This window comes from Duganella hordei, from assembly GCF_040369125.1.
Lineage (GTDB): Bacteria > Pseudomonadota > Gammaproteobacteria > Burkholderiales > Burkholderiaceae_D > Rugamonas > Rugamonas hordei.
Window position 1 is genome coordinate 66703 of sequence record NZ_BPWI01000007.1, and the last position, 17061, is coordinate 83763.

General features: G+C 65.3%; 13 protein-coding genes, 8 tRNA genes and 1 pseudogene. 18 read left to right on the forward strand and 4 right to left on the reverse strand.

What is annotated here, in order from left to right; translation table 11 throughout:
- Positions 1-15: 15 nt before the first annotated feature.
- The 5 genes from ABWW33_RS17495 to ABWW33_RS17515 all read left to right on the forward strand — a co-directional run bounded on the left by ABWW33_RS17495 (position 16) and on the right by ABWW33_RS17515 (position 6596).
- The gene (locus tag ABWW33_RS17495; RefSeq protein ID WP_353403017.1) at positions 16-3624 is read left to right on the forward strand and encodes a hydantoinase B/oxoprolinase family protein; all 3609 of its coding nucleotides are present in this window, start codon (positions 16-18) and stop codon (positions 3622-3624) included.
- A 75-nt stretch (positions 3625-3699) separates the two neighbouring features.
- Complete coding sequence (locus ABWW33_RS17500; protein ID WP_353403018.1) at positions 3700-4776, forward strand: porin; 1077 nt, start codon at positions 3700-3702, stop codon at positions 4774-4776.
- 9 nt (positions 4777-4785) lie between these two features.
- Positions 4786-5364, forward strand: coding sequence for a hypothetical protein (locus ABWW33_RS17505; protein ID WP_176651665.1), 579 nt, complete (start codon positions 4786-4788; stop codon positions 5362-5364).
- Positions 5361-5828 (forward strand): cache domain-containing protein, encoded by a 468-nt coding sequence (locus tag ABWW33_RS17510; RefSeq protein WP_176651664.1) that lies wholly within the window; start codon positions 5361-5363, stop codon positions 5826-5828. The genes ABWW33_RS17505 and ABWW33_RS17510 overlap by 4 nt, the downstream gene beginning before the upstream one ends.
- A gap of 3 nt (positions 5829-5831) precedes the next feature.
- The gene (locus ABWW33_RS17515; protein WP_176651663.1) at positions 5832-6596 is read left to right on the forward strand and encodes a hypothetical protein; all 765 of its coding nucleotides are present in this window, start codon (positions 5832-5834) and stop codon (positions 6594-6596) included.
- Between the two features lie 82 nt (positions 6597-6678).
- Here ABWW33_RS17515 and ABWW33_RS17520 read toward each other — a convergent pair whose 3' ends face one another.
- Complete coding sequence (locus tag ABWW33_RS17520; protein WP_176651662.1) at positions 6679-7158, reverse strand: GNAT family N-acetyltransferase; 480 nt, start codon at positions 7156-7158, stop codon at positions 6679-6681.
- A 10-nt stretch (positions 7159-7168) separates the two neighbouring features.
- Positions 7169-9394 (reverse strand): annotated as a pseudogene (metG, locus tag ABWW33_RS17525) (methionine--tRNA ligase); the annotation flags it as partial.
- 15 nt (positions 9395-9409) lie between these two features.
- On the opposite strand from metG, the gene apbC reads away from it, so the two are divergent.
- The 13 genes from apbC to ABWW33_RS17590 all read left to right on the forward strand — a co-directional run bounded on the left by apbC (position 9410) and on the right by ABWW33_RS17590 (position 14607).
- A complete protein-coding gene (apbC, locus tag ABWW33_RS17530) occupies positions 9410-10525 on the forward strand; it encodes an iron-sulfur cluster carrier protein ApbC (RefSeq protein WP_353403020.1) in 1116 nt (371 codons plus the stop codon).
- Positions 10526-10540: 15 nt separating this feature from the next.
- On the forward strand, positions 10541-10933 hold the full coding sequence (locus ABWW33_RS17535) for a DUF4399 domain-containing protein (RefSeq protein ID WP_176651659.1): 393 nt from the start codon (positions 10541-10543) through the stop codon (positions 10931-10933).
- Positions 10934-10938: 5 nt separating this feature from the next.
- Positions 10939-11559 (forward strand): TetR/AcrR family transcriptional regulator, encoded by a 621-nt coding sequence (locus tag ABWW33_RS17540; RefSeq protein WP_353403021.1) that lies wholly within the window; start codon positions 10939-10941, stop codon positions 11557-11559.
- A gap of 142 nt (positions 11560-11701) precedes the next feature.
- On the forward strand, positions 11702-12109 hold the full coding sequence (locus ABWW33_RS17545; protein WP_353403022.1) for a VOC family protein: 408 nt from the start codon (positions 11702-11704) through the stop codon (positions 12107-12109).
- A 29-nt stretch (positions 12110-12138) separates the two neighbouring features.
- Positions 12139-13548, forward strand: coding sequence for a glutamate--tRNA ligase (gene gltX, locus ABWW33_RS17550; protein ID WP_353403023.1), 1410 nt, complete (start codon positions 12139-12141; stop codon positions 13546-13548).
- An 84-nt stretch (positions 13549-13632) separates the two neighbouring features.
- A tRNA-Ala gene (locus ABWW33_RS17555) sits at positions 13633-13708 on the forward strand.
- A gap of 33 nt (positions 13709-13741) precedes the next feature.
- Positions 13742-13817, forward strand: a tRNA-Glu gene (locus tag ABWW33_RS17560).
- A 34-nt stretch (positions 13818-13851) separates the two neighbouring features.
- Positions 13852-13927 (forward strand) — tRNA-Ala (locus ABWW33_RS17565).
- 35 nt (positions 13928-13962) lie between these two features.
- Positions 13963-14038: transfer RNA gene (locus ABWW33_RS17570), tRNA-Glu, on the forward strand.
- 64 nt (positions 14039-14102) lie between these two features.
- A tRNA-Ala gene (locus tag ABWW33_RS17575) sits at positions 14103-14178 on the forward strand.
- Between the two features lie 22 nt (positions 14179-14200).
- Positions 14201-14276: transfer RNA gene (locus tag ABWW33_RS17580), tRNA-Glu, on the forward strand.
- Between the two features lie 140 nt (positions 14277-14416).
- Positions 14417-14492 (forward strand) — tRNA-Glu (locus tag ABWW33_RS17585).
- A 39-nt stretch (positions 14493-14531) separates the two neighbouring features.
- A tRNA-Glu gene (locus ABWW33_RS17590) sits at positions 14532-14607 on the forward strand.
- Between the two features lie 57 nt (positions 14608-14664).
- On the opposite strand, the gene ABWW33_RS17595 is transcribed toward ABWW33_RS17590, so the two are convergent.
- Complete coding sequence (locus ABWW33_RS17595; RefSeq protein WP_353403024.1) at positions 14665-16734, reverse strand: S8 family serine peptidase; 2070 nt, start codon at positions 16732-16734, stop codon at positions 14665-14667.
- A gap of 11 nt (positions 16735-16745) precedes the next feature.
- Positions 16746-17045: a hypothetical protein gene (locus ABWW33_RS17600; protein ID WP_353403025.1), complete on the reverse strand. Its 300-nt coding sequence runs from the start codon at positions 17043-17045 to the stop codon at positions 16746-16748.
- Positions 17046-17061 lie beyond the last annotated feature (16 nt).

The following is a 17061-nucleotide window of genomic DNA, read 5'->3' on the forward strand; positions in this document are numbered from 1 at the left end:
TGTAGAGGTAACACCATGAAAAACGACATCCCCGCTCAACAACTTCGCTGGCAGTTCTGGGTCGACCGCGGCGGCACCTTCACCGACATCGTCGCGCGCCGTCCGGACGGCAAGCTGGTGACGCACAAGCTGCTGTCCGAGTATCCGGAGCGCTACGACGACGCGGTCACGCAAGGCATGCGCGACCTGCTCGGACTGAAGACGGGCGATCCGCTGCCGGCGGACCAGATCGAAGTGATCAAGATGGGCACCACCGTGGCCACCAACGCGCTGCTGGAGCGCAAGGGCGCGCGCACCGCGCTGGCGATCACGCGCGGCTTTGCCGACCAGCTGCGCATCGGCTACCAGGACCGGCCGGACATCTTCGCCATGCGCATCGACCTGCCGGACCTGATCTACGAGGAAGTGATCGAGATCGACGAACGCATCGGCGCGCGCGGCGAAGTGCTGGAAGCGCCGGATGAAGAGCGGCTGCGCGGCCAGCTGATGGCCTTGCGCGCAAAGGGCATCGACGCCATCGCCATTGTGCTGATGCACGCCTATCGCTATCCTCAGCACGAGCAGCGGCTGCGGGCGCTGGCGGAGGAGACGGGCTTCACGCAGATCTCCGTCAGCCACCAGGTCAGCCCGTTGATGAAGATCGTCGGCCGGGGCGACACGACGGTGGTCGATGCCTACCTGTCGCCGGTGCTGCGGGACTACGTGTCGCGGGTGTCGGCCGACACGGGCGACGTGCGCATCATGTTCATGCAGTCCAACGGCGGCCTGACGGACGCCGGCCGCTTCCAGGGCAAGGACGCGATCCTGTCCGGACCCGCCGGCGGCATCGTCGGCGCGGTCAAGAGCTGCGAGGCGATCGGCCTGAAACAGGTGATCGGCTTCGACATGGGCGGTACCTCGACCGACGTCGCCCACTACGATGGCGCCTACGAGCGGGTGTTCGAGACCGTGGTGGCTGGCGTGCGGGTGCGCGCGCCGATGATGCACATCCATACCGTGGCGGCCGGCGGCGGCTCGATCTGCAGCTTCGAGAACGGCCGCTTCAAGGTCGGACCGGAATCGGCCGGCGCCAATCCTGGGCCGGCCAGCTACCGCAAGGGCGGGCCGCTGACGGTCACCGACTGCAACGTGATGCTGGGCCGCATCCAGCCGGAGCACTTCCCGCACGTGTTCGGCCCCAACGGCGACCAGCCGCTGGACCGCGACGTGGTGGTGCGCGCCTTCGGCGAGCTGTCCGAGCGCATCGCCCGTGAAACCGGCACCCGCCTGTCGCCATCGGCCGTGGCCGACGGCTTCCTGGCGGTGGCGGTCGACAACATGGCGCAGGCGATCAAGTCGATCTCGGTGGAGCGCGGCTATGACGTCAGCCGCTACGCCATGTGCTGCTTCGGCGGCGCCGGCGGCCAGCATGCCTGCCGCGTGGCCGACGTGCTGGGCATGACCAAGATCGTCATCCACCCGTTTGCCGGCGTGCTGTCCGCCTTCGGCATGGGTTTGGCCGATATCCGGGCGATGCGCGAGGGCGCCGTCGAGCAGCTGCTGAGCGAGGCGACGCTGGACCAGCTGGGTCCCAAGCTGGTGGAACTGGCGCGCGATGCCGCCACCGAACTGCTGGAACAGCAGGTGGCGCAGGACGATATCCGCGTCGAGCTGTGCGCGCGGCTGAAGTACCAGGACAGCGATTCGGCCTTCGTCATCCCGCTGGGCAGCGTGACCGAAATGGGCGAGGCCTTCGCGGCGCTGTACCGCGGCCGCTTCGGCTTCGTGATGGAAGGCCAGCCGCTGGTGATCGAATCGGTATCGGCCGAGGCGATCGGCGCCGGCGACGGCGCGGACTTCGTCATCGAAGTGCCGGCCGGCGGCGGTGCCGACTCGGCGGGCCGCGTCTACAGCTACGTCGACGGCCAGACCGTGCCGATCGCGCTGCACGTGCGCGCCGAGCTGGCGGTCGGCAGCCGCCTGACCGGTCCGGCGCTGATCCGCGAGGAGATCGCCACCACCGTGGTGGACGCCGGCTGGACCGCGCGCGTACTGCCTGACCACACGCTGATGCTGGAGCGCAGCGTGGCCGCCGGCAGTGCCCACAAGATGACCACCGCCGTGCATCCGATCCACCTGGAGATCTTCAACAACCTGTTCATGTCGATCGCCAAGCAGATGGGCACCACGCTGGAGAACACCGCCTACTCGGTCAACATGAAGGAGCGCCTGGACTTTTCCTGCGCGATCTTCGACCGCCACGGCAACCTGATCGCCAACGCGCCGCACATTCCCGTGCACCTGGGCTCGATGAGCGACAGCGTGCTGTGCGTGATCCGCCAGCATGCGGCGACGATGGCGCCGGGCGACGCGTATGTGCTCAACGTGCCATACAACGGCGGCACCCACCTGCCGGACATCACCATCGTCTGCCCGGTGTACGGAGACAGCGAGGCGCCGCTGTTCTACGTCGCCGCGCGCGGCCACCACGGCGACGTTGGCGGCATCACGCCCGGCTCGATGCCGCCCAACAGCACCAGCATCCTGGAAGAGGGCGTCCTGCTGGATAACATCAAGATCGTCGACCGCGGCGTGTTCCTGGAGCCGATGGTGCGCGAACTGTTCGCCGCCGGCCCTTGGCCGAGCCGCAACATCGACCAGAACATCGCCGACCTGATCGCGCAACTGGGCGCCTGCGAAACCGGAGCCAACGAGTTGCTGAAGGCGGCTTCCTGCTACGGCGAGGACGTGGTGCTGGCCTACATGCAGCACGTGCAGGACAACGCCGAAGCGGCGGTGCGCAAAGCCATCGGCGGCCTGCGCGACGCCAGCTTCTCGTACGAGATGGACGATGGCGCGGTGCTGAAGGTCAAGCTGACCATCGACCACGCCAGCCGCAGCGCGACGGTGGACTTCACCGGTACCAGCGGGCAGCGGCCGACCAACTTCAACGCGCCGCTGTCGGTCTGCAAGGCCGCCGTGCTGTACGTGTTCCGCACGCTGATCGACAGCGACATTCCGATGAACGAGGGCGTGCTCAAGCCGCTCAACCTGATCATCCCGGAAGGCTCGATGCTCAATCCTCGCTATCCGGCGGCGGTGGTGGCGGGGAACGTAGAGGTGTCGCAGTACGTCACCGACGCGCTGTACGGCGCGCTGGGCGTGATGTCGGCCTCGCAGGGCACGATGAACAACTTCACCTTCGGTAACGAGGAGCACCAGTACTACGAGACCATCGCCGGCGGTTCCGGCGCCGGTCCCGGCTTTGACGGCACGGCCGCCGTGCAGACCCACATGACCAACTCGCGCATGACCGATCCGGAAGTGCTGGAGTGGCGCTTCCCGGTGCTGGTTGAAACCCATGCGATCCGGCGCGGCAGCGGCGGCGAGGGAACGCAGCGCGGCGGCGACGGAGCATTGCGCCGCATCCGCTTCCTGGAGGCGATGACGGCCAACATCCTGGCCGGCCACCGCCGCATCGCGCCGTTCGGGCTGGAGGGCGCGGCGCCCGGCGCGCTGGGCCGCAACTGGGTCGAACGCGGCGACGGTTCGGTCGAGGAGTTCGGCGCCACGCACACCGCCGAGATGCAGGCCGGCGACGTGTTCGCGATCGAGACGCCGGGCGGCGGCGGCTTCGGTTCATAAGCTTTAAATAAGGCGGGATAGCCAGGGCTCGTTATCCCGTCTCCAACATCAGAGCCTATTCAAACGGGGATAAAAATGAAAAAGACTATGCTTGCGCTCATGCTGAGCGCATTGGCAGGGACGGCTGCAGCCCAATCCAACGTGACGGTGTACGGCATCGTCGACATGGCGGTGGTGCGCGAAAGCGGCGGTGTGGGCGCGGCCGCTTCCGCCACCAAGCTGACCAGCGGCGTGGAGTCCGGCTCGCGCCTGGGCTTCAAGGGCACCGAAGACCTGGGCAACGGCCTGTCGGCCATCTTCCTGCTGGAGAACGGCTTCCAGGCCGACACCGGCGCGATGGGGCAGGGCGGCCTGCTGTTCGGCCGCCAGGCCTACGTCGGCCTGCAGAGCAAGACCTCCGGCACGCTGACCCTGGGCCGCCAGTACACGCCGCAGTACCTGGCGGTGGCGGCGGTCGATCCGTTCGGTTCCGGCACGGCGGGCGACACCAAGAACCTGATGGCCTCGACCGGCAACAGCGCCAGCCGCATGGACAACGCGGTCAAGTACGCGTCGCCGGTGGTCAACGGCTTCAGCGCGGAAGTGGTCTACGGCGCCGGCGAAGTCGCCGGCGACAGCACGGCGCAGCGCCAGTTCGGCGGCGCGCTGGCCTACACCAACGGCCCGCTGGTGGTGCGCCTGGCCCATCACAACCGCAACAACAACACGGCCACGCTGAAGAACACCAGCAGCGCCAAGAACACCGTGCTGACGGCGCTGTACGACTTCGGCGTGGCGAAGGCGCACTTCGCCTACGGCGTCGACAAGGGATTGAACAGCGCCTTGCCGCGCAACTTGAACAACCCGTTCGGCTACGCCGTCGCGCCGACACCGACCACCGACAGCAATGTGGTGCTGCTGGGCGTGACGCTGCCGCAGGGCGTCGGCACCTGGCTGGCCTCCTACATCCGCAAGAACGACAAGACCAGCTTCAACCAGGATGCCGAGCAATTGGCGGCCGGCTATCGCTACAACCTGTCCAAGCGCACGGACCTGTATGCGGTGTACGCGTACATCCGCAACAAGAACGGCGCCGGCTACACGGTCGGCAGCGCAATCGAGGGCGGCACCGGCAACCGTGGCCTGAACCTGGGCATCCGCCACATCTTCTAGGCGGCCGCCATGCGCTCACCCGCCCATACCATCCACAGCTATTTGCTGGCGAAGGATGGCAATCGCCCGCATCTGATGGCCGAAGCGTTCAGCGAGGACGCCATGCTGTCGATGCAGGTCAACACTGAAAGCATCGCGTTTCCGCCGTTGTCGCAGGGACGCGAGGCCATAGCGGACGTGCTGGTGCGCCGCTTCGGGCAAAGCTACGAGAACGTCTATACGTTTTGCCTGACGCCGCCGCCGGGACAGCCGATTCCTGTCTTCAGTTGCGAATGGCTGGTGGCGATGACGGACAAGGGCAGCGGCAATGTGCGGGTGGGCTGCGGGCGCTACGACTGGCATTTCGAGGACGTCACCGGCCTGGCCGAGCGGCTGGCGATCACCGTGGAGGTGATGCAGATACTGCCGCCGGCCGCCCAGGAGCGGGTCATGAAATGGGTGGCTTCGCTGCCTTATCCGTGGTGCGCCACCGAAGCCGTCATCGCCCGCGCGGCGGATGTTGTCGGCGTGGGACCGGTGCTGGCCTGGCTGGCATCCAATAATCGACTTTTAAGAGATCGACTTTTAACCGAGGGAGTTGAAAAATGAAGAACCTGTTGAAATATCTGGTAGTGGGCTGCGCTGCGCTGATGTTCAATGCTGGCGCCGGCGCAGCGGAGAAGGGTACCGCCGACGAAGCGGTGGCGATGGTCAAGAAAGCCGGCGAGTTCCTGAAGAAGAACGGCAAGGAAAAGGCCTTTGCCGAGTTCAATAATCCGAAGGGACAGTTCATCCACAAGGATTTGTACATCTTCGCTTTCGGCGCCAACGGCGACGGCGTCGAACTGGCCAACGGCGCCAACATCAAGTTGGTGGGCAAGAACGTCAAGGAGATGAAGGATGCCGACGGCAAGTACCTGATCAAGGACATCCTGGCCTTGGGCACGGCGGCGGAGGGCAAGGGCTGGGTCGACTACAAGTGGCCCAACCCGGTCACCGGGCAGATCGACGGCAAGCGTACCTACGTCGAGCGGGTCGATGACGTGATCATCGGCTGCGGCGTCTACAAATAAGCGATGCTGGCGCTGAAGGTATTGCTGGTGCCGGTGTTTCTGCTGGCGCTGTCGCTTGCCGGCCAGCGCTGGGGACCGGCGGTGGCCGGCTGGCTGGCCGGGCTGCCGGTGGTGACCGGTCCCATCCTGTTCTTCCTGGCCGCCGAGCAGGGCACGGAATTCGCTGCCCACGCGGCATCGGCGGCGCTGTCGGCGGTGTTCGCGTCGGTGGTGTTCAGCGTCGCGTATGCGCACGCGGCGCGCCGCGCCGGCTGGCCGGTGGCGCTGCCGGCAGCCTTGGCGGGATGGGCGGCGGCGGCCTGGGGGCTCTCGTGGCTGCCGGTGTCCGCGGCGGCATCGCTGCTGGTGGCGCTGGCAACGCTGGCGGCGGCGCCGCGTCTGTTCCCGGCGGTGGCGGCGCCCGGCGCCCGCTCGCTGGCGGCGGCCGAGCTGCCGCTGCGGATGCTGGCCGGCGCGCTGCTGACGCTGGCCGTGACGCTGGCCGCGCGTATGCTCGGCGCGCACTGGAGCGGGCTGCTGGCGGTGTTTCCTATCCTGGGCATCGTGCTGGCCGTGTTTTCGCATCGGGCCCAAGGCATGGCCTTCGCCGCGGCGCTGCTGCGCGCCATGGCGGCGGGACTGTACTCGTTCGTGGCCTTCTGCTTCACGCTGTCGGTGACCCTGCCGCGACTGGGCCTGATGGCGGGTTTTGCGGCCGCCGTGCTGGCCGCGTTGGCGCTTCAGCTGGCGACCCGCCGCAAGCTGCCGGCCGCGCCTGCCGCCGGCTGAAGTGTCCAGCGTACCTGCCTGCCCGGTTTATCGCCCCCCGGCTTGCCAGCATGCGTTGAATTCAATCGGCATGCCTGGGGATTTAGTGCTTGAGCGAACGGCGCATCACCAGCGGCGGCGGCTCCATCGGATTGGCGTGCGAGTATTCGAGTTCCTCGGCCAGTTCGAATTCGAAGGCGGTGTAGAAGTCGATCAGCTTGGGCTGGTCGCTGCGCACGGCGAGCCGCACTTCCTCGACGCCGGTGGCCAGGCCGTGATGGATCACCGCTTCCAGCAGGTGCTGCGACAGGTTGCCGCCCCGGTACTCGGGCAGCACGCCCATGCGGCAGATTTCCCACACGTCGGCATCCGAATCGAGCGGCAGCCAGCGCACCGAGCCCACCGGCCGCTCGTCGACCAGCAAAACAAAACCGCCGCCATCGCGCAGGTGTTCTGCGACGAGGACGGCGGTTTCGCGGTGGCCGCTGGAAGTGACGTTGACCTTGCCGGCCCACGCGGCGCGCGTGAGGTCGGCAATCAGCTTGGCATCGTCATTCGTTGCTTCACGTACCACGATGTTCATGCAGACGCCCTTAGCGGATACGCATGCCAGGCTCAGCGCCCGGCCACGGATTGAGGATGTAGATGCCAGGGTTGGCTTTTTCGTCCTTGGCCGAACCGGCCAGCACCATGCCTTCGGACACGCCGAACTTCATCTTGCGTGGCGCCAGGTTGGCCACCATCACGGTCAGCTTGCCGACCAGGTCTTCCGGCTGGTACATCGATTTGATGCCGGAGAAGACGTTGCGCAAGCGGCCTTCGCCGACGTCCAAGGTCAGCCGCAGCAGCTTGTCGGAACCGTCGACGTGCTCGCAGTTGACGATCTTGGCCACGCGCAGGTCGATCTTGACGAAGTCATCGATACTGATCTGCGGCGCCAGTTCTTCCACGCCTTCCGGCATCGGCGCGGCCGGCACCGCGGCCACGGCGGCAGGCTTGGCGGCCTTGGCTGCGGGAGCCGGGGCCGCTGTGGCGGCCGCCTGCTGCGATGGGGCGTCGAACAGGTCTTCGATCATCTTGGCGTCGACGCGGGTCATCAGGTGCGAGTAGGCGCCGATGGTACGGCCCAGCATCGCGGCCGAGACGGCGCCGCTGGCCACATCGGTATCGGCCCACATCAGCTGCTCGTCGTTGAGGAACTTGGCGACATTGGCGGCAACGCCCGGCAGCACCGGCGACAGCAGGATGGTCAGCTGGCGGAACAGGATCAGCGCGGTGGTGCAGACGTCGTGCAGCTCGGGCAGCTTGGCCTCGTCCTTGGCCAGTATCCACGGTTTGTTCTCGTCGACATACTGGTTGGTGATGTCGGCGATTTCCATGATCTCGCGCAGCGCCTTGCCGTATTCGCGCGCATCGAAGTTGGCCGAGATGCTGGCCTGGCGTTCGACGCCTTCAGCGGTGACCAGCGCGCGCTTGATCCAGCCCTGCGCCCCCTCGGACAGCGAGGTGGCCAGCTTGCCGTCGAACTTCTTGGCGATGAAACCGGCGCAGCGCGAAGCGATGTTGACGTACTTGCCGATCAAGTCGCTGTTGACACGGGCCACGAAATCGTCGCCGGTGAAGTCCAGGTCTTCCACTTTCGAGTTCAGCTTGAAGGCGATGTAGTAGCGCAGCCATTCCGGGTTCATGCCCAGGTTCAGGTAGCGCAGCGGCGAGATGCCGGTGCCGCGCGACTTCGACATCTTCTCGTTGTTGACGGTCAGGTGGCCGTGCACGTTGACCTTGAGCTTGTCGATCACCGGGTGGTTGGCGAAGTTCAGCATCGCCGGCCAGAACAGCAGGTGGAAGGACACGATATCCTTGCCGATGAAGTGGATCTGCTCGGTGGCCGGATCCTTCAGCAGCGCCTCGTAGTCGATGCCCTGCTTTTCGCAGTAGTTCTTCAGGCTGGCCAGGTAGCCGACCGGCGCGTCCAGCCAGACGTAGAAGAACTTGCCCGGCGCGTCGGGAATCGGGATGCCGAAGTAGGGCGCGTCGCGCGAGATGTCCCAGTCGGCCAGCTTTTCGCCGGCTTCGCCCAGCCACTCGGACACCTTGTTGACCATCTCCGGCTGCAGGCGGCCCGGCGTGTTCAGCCAGTCCTTGAGGAACTGGTAGCAGCGCGGGTCGGACAGCTTGAAGAAGTACTGCTCCGAATCCTTGAGGATGGGCGTGGCGTTGGTGAACACCGAGAACGGGTTGATCAGTTCGGTCGGCTGGTAGGCCGCGCCGCACACTTCGCAGTTGTCGCCGTACTGGTCCTTGGCGTGGCACACCGGGCACTCGCCCTTGATGTTGCGGTCGGCCAGGAACATGCCTTTGACCGGGTCGTAGAAGCGCGGCACGATCTTGGTCTGGATCAGGCCGTTGTCGCGCAGCTTGCGGTAGATGCCCTGCGACAACTCGACGTTTTCCGGCGAATCGGTCGAGTACCAATTGTCAAAGGCGATATGGAAACCGTCCAGGTACTGGGCGCGGCCGGCGGCGATCTTGGCCACGAATTCCTGCGGCGTGATGCCTTCCTTTTCGGCGGCGATCATGATCGGCGTGCCGTGGGTGTCGTCGGCGCCGACAAAGTGCACCACGCGTCGCGCGTCGCCGTCGCGCTGCATTCGCTGATACCGGACCCAGATGTCGGCCTGGATGTACTCCATCATGTGGCCAATATGGAAAGCGGCATTTGCGTAGGGCAGGGCAGTGGTGACAAACAGCTTGCGGGTCATGGTTGATGCACTTTGTGGGTGGAAAAAGAGCATTTTAACAGTGGAAGCGGCAAGCGCGCACTATGCGCTAGAATGAGGGCACATTTTACGGAGAGTTACATGAGCATCACAGTAGAAGACGTCAAAGCCGCGCTGTCCCAAATTATTGATCCAAATACAACAAAAGACTATGTCAGCGGCAAGGCCGTGAAGAATTTGAAGGTGGAAGGCGACGCCGTCTCGCTCGATATCGAGCTGGGCTATCCCGCCAGGAGCCAGTTCGACGCCGTTCGCGCCAGCGTGATCGCCGGCCTGCGCGCGTTGCCGGGCGTCGGCAACGTCAGCGTCAATGTCACGAGCAAGATCATTTCGCACACCGTGCAGCGCGGCCTCAAGCTGATGCCGAACGTGAAGAACATCATCGCCGTCGCCTCCGGCAAGGGTGGCGTCGGCAAGTCGACCACGGCCGTCAACCTGGCGCTGGCGCTGGCCGCCGAGGGCGCCTCGGTCGGCCTGCTGGACGCCGACATCTACGGCCCGTCGCAACCGATGATGCTGGGCGTCAGCGGCCGGCCGGAAACCAAGGACGGCAAGACCATGGAGCCGCTGGAAAACCACGGCGTTCAGGTATCGTCGATCGGCTTCCTGATCGACCCGGACGAGCCTATGGTGTGGCGCGGCCCGATGGTCACGCAGGCGCTGCAGCAGCTGCTGGAGCAGACCAACTGGCGCGACCTCGATTACCTGATCGTCGACATGCCGCCCGGCACCGGCGACATCCAGCTGACCTTGTCGCAGAAAGTGCCGGTCACCGGCGCCGTCATCGTCACCACGCCGCAGGACATCGCGCTGCTGGACGCGCGCAAGGGTTTGAAGATGTTCGAGAAGGTCGGCATTCCGATCCTCGGCATCGTGGAAAACATGAGCACCCATATCTGCTCGAACTGCGGCCACGCGGAGGAAATCTTCGGCGCCGGCGGCGGCGCGAAGATGTGCAAGGATTTCAACGTCGAGTTCCTCGGCGCCTTGCCGCTGACCATGGCGATCCGCGAGCAGGCCGATTCCGGCAAGCCGACCGTGGTTGCGGAGCCGGACGGCCAGGTCGCCGCCATCTACAAGGATATCGCCCGCAAGATCGCGGTGCAGGTCTCGGAGAAGGCCAAGGATATGACCAGCAAGTTCCCCAGCATCGTTATCAAGAACGACTAACCCCGGAGATTCAATATGAAATTGAAATCAGTAGTGGTCGCGGCCTTCCTCGCCGTTAGCGCCAGCGCGTTCGCCCAGCAGTCGGTATCGTTCGTCGAACCGGCGGACGGCGCCACCGTCAGCAGCCCGTTCAAGGTCAAGTTCGCCGTCAGCGGCATGGAAGTCAAGCCGGCCGGCGACATGACGGCCAACACCGGCCACCACCACCTGCTGATCAACGCCACGCCGGTCAAGGCCGGCGAGGTGATCCCCGCAGACGAAACCCACATTCACTTCGGCAAGGGCCAGACCGAGACCGAAGTCAAGCTAGCGCCGGGCACCTATACCTTGTCGATGCAGTTCGCCAACGGCCTGCACCAGTCCTACGGCCCGGGCATGAGCAAGTCGATCAAGGTCACCGTCAAGTAAGGGCAATGCAGCCCGACGCGCTCCGCATCCGCAAAGCCCCGCGCCAGCGCCGCGCTGTCCACACGGTCGACGCGCTGCTGGAGGCGGCCGCGCTGGTGCTGGAGGAGGACGGGCTGGAGGGCTTCAACACCAACGCGGTGGCGCGCCGGGCCGGCGCCAGCGTCGGTTCGCTGTACCAATATTTTCCCAGCAAGGATGCCTTGACCCTGGCGCTGCTGCTGCGCGAGGACCGCGCCTTTCATGACGCGGCAAGCGCCACGCTGGAGCTCCCCGCCTTCCGCGAGGCGCTCACCGCTTTCATCGGCGTCACCGCGCGCCAGCAACTGGCCCGGCCGCAGCTGGCGCTGTTGCTGGACCAGCAGGAAGACCGTCCCGAAATCCGCGCCGCGCTCAGCGGCAAGTTCCGCTTCCGCGCGCTGCTCAAGGAAATACTGGGCAAGCCTGGCGGCCCCGGTCACTTGCAAGACGAACAGCGCAGGGACCTTGCCGCCGCCGATCTGCTGGCGATGATGCGCGGCATGACCGATTCGGCCGGCGGCCGCGGCGAGCGCGACGTGGACGACCTGGCGTACCGCGTCGGCGCCGCCGTCTTCGGCTATCTGGACGCCGCGCCACGCCAAATGTGAGCAAACCTGTCGCCACCACCTTCCCCGGCGCCTAAGTCCCTGTTTGTTCAGCGGTTTTCCTGTTGCGCGGCGGCGCCGGAAAGCGAGTTGATGGCGCTGTTTTCGGGCCGTATTCTGTTGTCTTCACAACAGGAGAAACACCATGAAATTCAACCATCTCAGCTTCCCATCGAACGACGTCGCCGCCACCACTGCTTTCTTCGTGGACCAATTGGGCTGCACGGCCGAACGTCACGGCGCCTTCACGGCGCTCAAGCGGGCCGGCTTCGACATCATCATTGAAGACGCCCGCGAGCGCGCCGTCGCCTGGCCGCACAACTTTCACCTTGGCTTTGAATTGCCCGCCGTCGAAGACCTGCGCGCATTGCACCGCCAGTTCAAGGAGGCGGGCGTGACGATGAGAACCGATGTGTTCCATCACGAGCGCGGCTCGCGCTTCTTTTGCGAGGCGCCGGGCGGCCTGCTGTTTGAAATTAACACCCGGGCCGACGCGGAAGAGCGCTTCCGTGCCGGCTTCGAGCGCCAAGGACTCGCCGACGCGGTAAAATAGCTTCTTTTACACACTGCATTCCTACTTCGATGACTATTGCAACAGCCAAGCCAGTCCGCACCCGTTTCGCACCCAGCCCGACCGGCTACCTCCACCTCGGCGGCGCCCGCACGGCGCTGTACTCCTGGGCCTACGCCCGTCACTTCGGCGGCACCTTCGTGCTGCGCATCGAAGACACCGACCTGGAGCGCTCGACCCCGGAGGCTGTGCAGGCCATCATCGAAGGCATGGAATGGCTGGGCCTGAGCCACGACGAAGGCCCGTTCTACCAGATGCAGCGCATGGACCGCTACCGCGAAGTGGTGGCGCAGATGCTGGAGGCGGGCACCGCCTACCATTGCTACTCGTCGCCGGAAGAGGTCGAGGCGATGCGCGAGCGCATGCGCGAGGCGGGCGAGAAGCCGCGCTACGACGGCACCTGGCGCCCGGAGCCGGGCAAGACCCTGCCGGCCATTCCCGAAGGCCGCAAGCCGGTCGTGCGTTTCAAGAACCCGCTTGACGGCGAAGTGACCTGGGACGACTTCGTCAAGGGCACCATCACCATCGGCAACAAGGAACTGGACGACCTGGTCATCGCCCGTCCGGACGGCACGCCGACCTATAACTTCTGCGTGGCCGTCGACGACTGGGACATGCAGATCAGCCACGTGCTGCGCGGCGACGACCACGTTAACAATACGCCGCGCCAGATCAACATCCTGCGCGCGATCGGCGCGCCGCTGCCGCTGTACGGCCACCTGCCGATGATACTGGGCGCCGACGGCCAGAAAATGTCCAAGCGCAAGGACGCGGTCAACGTCATGGACTACCCGGCGCAGGGCTATCTGCCGGAAGCGATCCTGAATTACCTGGCGCGCCTGGGCTGGAGCCACGGCGACGACGAAGTGTTCTCGATGGAGCAGGTGATCGCATGGTTCGACGGCACCCACCTGTCGAACTCGGCGGCCCAGTTCAATATCGAAAAACTGAACTGGCTCAACAACCACTATATCAAGCAGGCCGACAACGAGCGCCTGGCCGCTTTGGCCAAGCCGCGCATGCTGGCCGTCGGCGCCATGTTCGACGGCGCGCCGGCTCTGCCGGCCGTGCTGGCGTTGATGAAGGAGCGCGTCAATACCGTCAATGAACTGGCCGATGCGGCGATGCTGTTCTACCGCGAACCGCAGCCGGACGCCGCGCTGCTGGCCCAGCACCTGACCGACGCCGTCAAGCCGGCGCTGGCGCAGTTTGCCGACCGCTGCAAGACGGTGGAATGGAGCAAGGAAGCGTTGGCCGCGATGATCAAGGAAGTGCTGGCCGCGAACACGCTGAAGATGCCGCAAATCGCCATGCCGCTGCGCCTGATCGTCACCGGCCAATTGCAAACGCCGGCCATCGATGCGGTGCTGCAGATCTTCGGCCGCGAGACCATCGTTGCGCGTCTGGCGAAGTTTTTGTAATAGTGAATTGATCCCTGTGCAAAGTTGCAAAAGGGTATTTGCATAGTACGGCATCCCTGCTATAATCTTGTCTCTCGCGCAAACGGGGGTATAGCTCAGCTGGGAGAGCGCTTGCATGGCATGCAAGAGGTCAGCGGTTCGATCCCGCTTACCTCCACCAGTTTGCAGAGATTTGTAGTGCCGTAGTTCCAGGGTCCCCATCGTCTAGAGGCCTAGGACATCACCCTTTCACGGTGAGTACGGGGGTTCGAATCCCCCTGGGGACGCCAGCGATGGCAAGCAGTAAAAATGTTTTTGCGCCCGGGGGGTATAGCTCAGCTGGGAGAGCGCTTGCATGGCATGCAAGAGGTCAGCGGTTCGATCCCGCTTACCTCCACCATCGCGCAGAAACGACGCAGTAACCGTAGTGCCAAGGTCCCCATCGTCTAGAGGCCTAGGACATCACCCTTTCACGGTGAGTACGGGGGTTCGAATCCCCCTGGGGACGCCAGCCTTGCCAGCTGACGAAACAGTAGTGCAGTGAACGTAGTACGACAGAAGACTTTCTGCGCCCGGGGGGTATAGCTCAGCTGGGAGAGCGCTTGCATGGCATGCAAGAGGTCAGCGGTTCGATCCCGCTTACCTCCACCATTAGCGCAGAGAGCACCGACATGTCCCCATCGTCTAGAGGCCTAGGACATCACCCTTTCACGGTGAGTACGGGGGTTCGAATCCCCCTGGGGACGCCAGGATTGCAAAAGCCGCCTCGAGCGGCTTTTTTGTTGCCCATTCGTTGTGTGACGGCCAATGTTTCGGGTTTTTCCTGTAAAAACAACGGCTTGGTATTGCCTTCGGCGAATTTCACTGCTATGATTCGCGCCTTGGAAAAGTCCCCATCGTCTAGAGGCCTAGGACATCACCCTTTCACGGTGAGTACGGGGGTTCGAATCCCCCTGGGGACGCCAGGATTTTTCCAGCAAGGTCAGTAACTCGGACAGATTTCTGTCCCCATCGTCTAGAGGCCTAGGACATCACCCTTTCACGGTGAGTACGGGGGTTCGAATCCCCCTGGGGACGCCAAACATGCAAAAAGCCGCTTTGAGCGGCTTTTTGCATTTCAGGGCTGGTGCCGCGGGATCACCACATGATGGGATTGTAGGGCGCCGGTATCGGCCAGCGGCCCACATGCAGCTGCGGCCATTGCGAGCCGTAGGCCATCTGCGACCTCGCCACGTCCAGCCCCAGCGGATCGTAGACCGCGCCGCCGCCCATCAAGCCGGCCATATTGCCGCCGAATTGACTGCCCAGCTGGCTTCCCAACTGCGCGCCCAACTGAGACCCCAGCGTCGTCGCCGACATCGGCGCCATCACGCCGGCCTGCTGCGGCGCCACGGCTTGCGCCGGCTGTTGTACCGCCTGCGCCTGCAGGCCGACCGCCACCAGCACATCCGGCAAGCCGTAACCGGTGCGGCTCTGGTCGGCCAGGCTGACACGGTGCGCGCTGGCGCGGATGATCTGGAACAAGCGCTCGACACGCTCGGCGCCGCGCACCTTGTACTGCGGGGTCTGGAAGTCCGGGTGGTGCGCCAGCGTCAGCGCGGCCAGTCCCGTCACGTGCGGGGTCGCCATCGAGGTGCCGTCCCAGGCCGCGAAATTATTCGGCGGCACGCAGGACGTGATCGCCACGCCCGGCGCGCACACCGCCACCTGCGGTCCGAAGCAGCTGAACTTGGCGGTGAAAAAGCCGTAGGCGTCGACGTTCTGGTCCAGCGTCTGCGCGTGGTAGCTGTCGGCCGGGAACTCGTCGAGCTTGCCGACCGCCGCCACCGCCAGCACATTCGGCGACGACGCCGGATACTGCACCGCGCCGCCCGAATTGCCGGCCGCCACGATGCAGGCGATGCCGGCCCGCTTGGCGCGCACGATCTGCTGCTCCAGCGCCTCCGACACCTCGGCCCCGCCCAGGCTCAGGTTGACGACGTCGATCTGCTTGTCGATGCAGTACTCCAGCGCGTCGATCAGCTGGCTGACCTGGCCGCCGGGGAACAGCTTGCAGGCGTGCACTTCCGCCTCCGGCGCGAAGCCGCGGATGCCGGACGCGATGTCGGCCGCCGCGATCACGCCGGCGCAGTGCGAGCCATGGCCCAGCGTGTCCTGGTCCCAGCCCTCGGGATTGGTTTTCTTGTTCAGCACGTCGAAGCCGGCCCGGATGCCGCGCAGGTTGTCATGTGTGGTGGCGGCGCCCGAGTCGATGATGGCGATCTTGATGCCCTGGCCCCGATAATTGCCGGGCAGCTGGTCCAGCCGCATCGCCTTCTGGCCCCAGCCGTAGGCGCGCTGGCGCGGGAAGCCCGCCAGCGCCGGCCAGTCCGACAGCGCGCGCAGCACCACCACATTGGCCTCGTCGGTGCTGATGTCGGGATCGCGCTGGTAGAAGCTCCAGTAGTCGGCCTTGGGCTTGACGTACAGGCCGCTCACCGATTCGGGCGTTTCGCCGAACAAGGTCAGCGTGACCCGGCCGTTGGCGTCGGTCACGCCGCTGGCCGGCAGCATGCTGCCGAACAGCGACACTTCGGCGTCGGCCAGCGGCACGCCGTCCTTGCCGGTCACGCTGATGGAGGCGTTCAGCACCGGACCGCCGCCCATGGTCGGCGTCACGCCGGTCACCAGCGAGGGCTGGCGCATCAGCGACGGTTCCATCAGCGCCAGGTGCTGGTCGCGTTCGACCAGCAGGCGGCCCTGGCCTTGCTGATGCAGCACGGCCGCTTTCTGTTCCGTCATGCGCGCCACCAGGACGCCCTGGCTGCCGCCCATGCCGTCGGCCAGCGCGCCCAGCACGGATTTCGGGCCGACCGTGTCGACCACCTCGATATCCTTGCTGCTGCGCAGCGCCTGTTCCAGCGCCGAGAACTGCAGCGGCTGCAGGCCCAAGGTCTGCAAGCCTTCTATCTGGCGCGGGGCGATGACGAATTGTTTTTTGCGGGCGCCGACCACACGGCCGGCGCCGCTGGGGGCATCGCCGGCGCTATCGGCGGACGCGCGCGCTTCGTTGCCGCCGGCGCCGGATCCGCTGATCGAGCCGGAACTGCCGGCGGCCGAACTGCGGCTGGAGCGTCCGGCGTTTTCAGCCGGCGCGGCGGAGGGTTCGCCGCCAGAGGCGGCGGGGTCCGACGACATCGATGCGCCGTCGTTGGGAGTCTTGGCCATGGGTATTCCTTTCAAATCGGGTCGGCCTGCGCGCGGTCGAACATCGACAGCGGCTGGTCCGGTTCTATCGTCAATTGCTGGGAAGGCGTGCTGGCGCTGCTGAAATGCAGCGCCAGCACGCGGGCTTTGTCGGGACTGATTTCAACGACGGCCGTGTGCGGGCTGTCGCGCGGGCCGATCACGTCGACCACGGTAATTTCCGGGTCGACGTCGGCCAGCGCCAGGAAGTCGGTCAGCGGCGCACCGCCGGGGGCGTGGATCAGATAGCGTGCTTTGCCCGGTATGGTCGGCGCGGCTTGCGCTTGTGTCATGGAGTTCTCCTTGAAA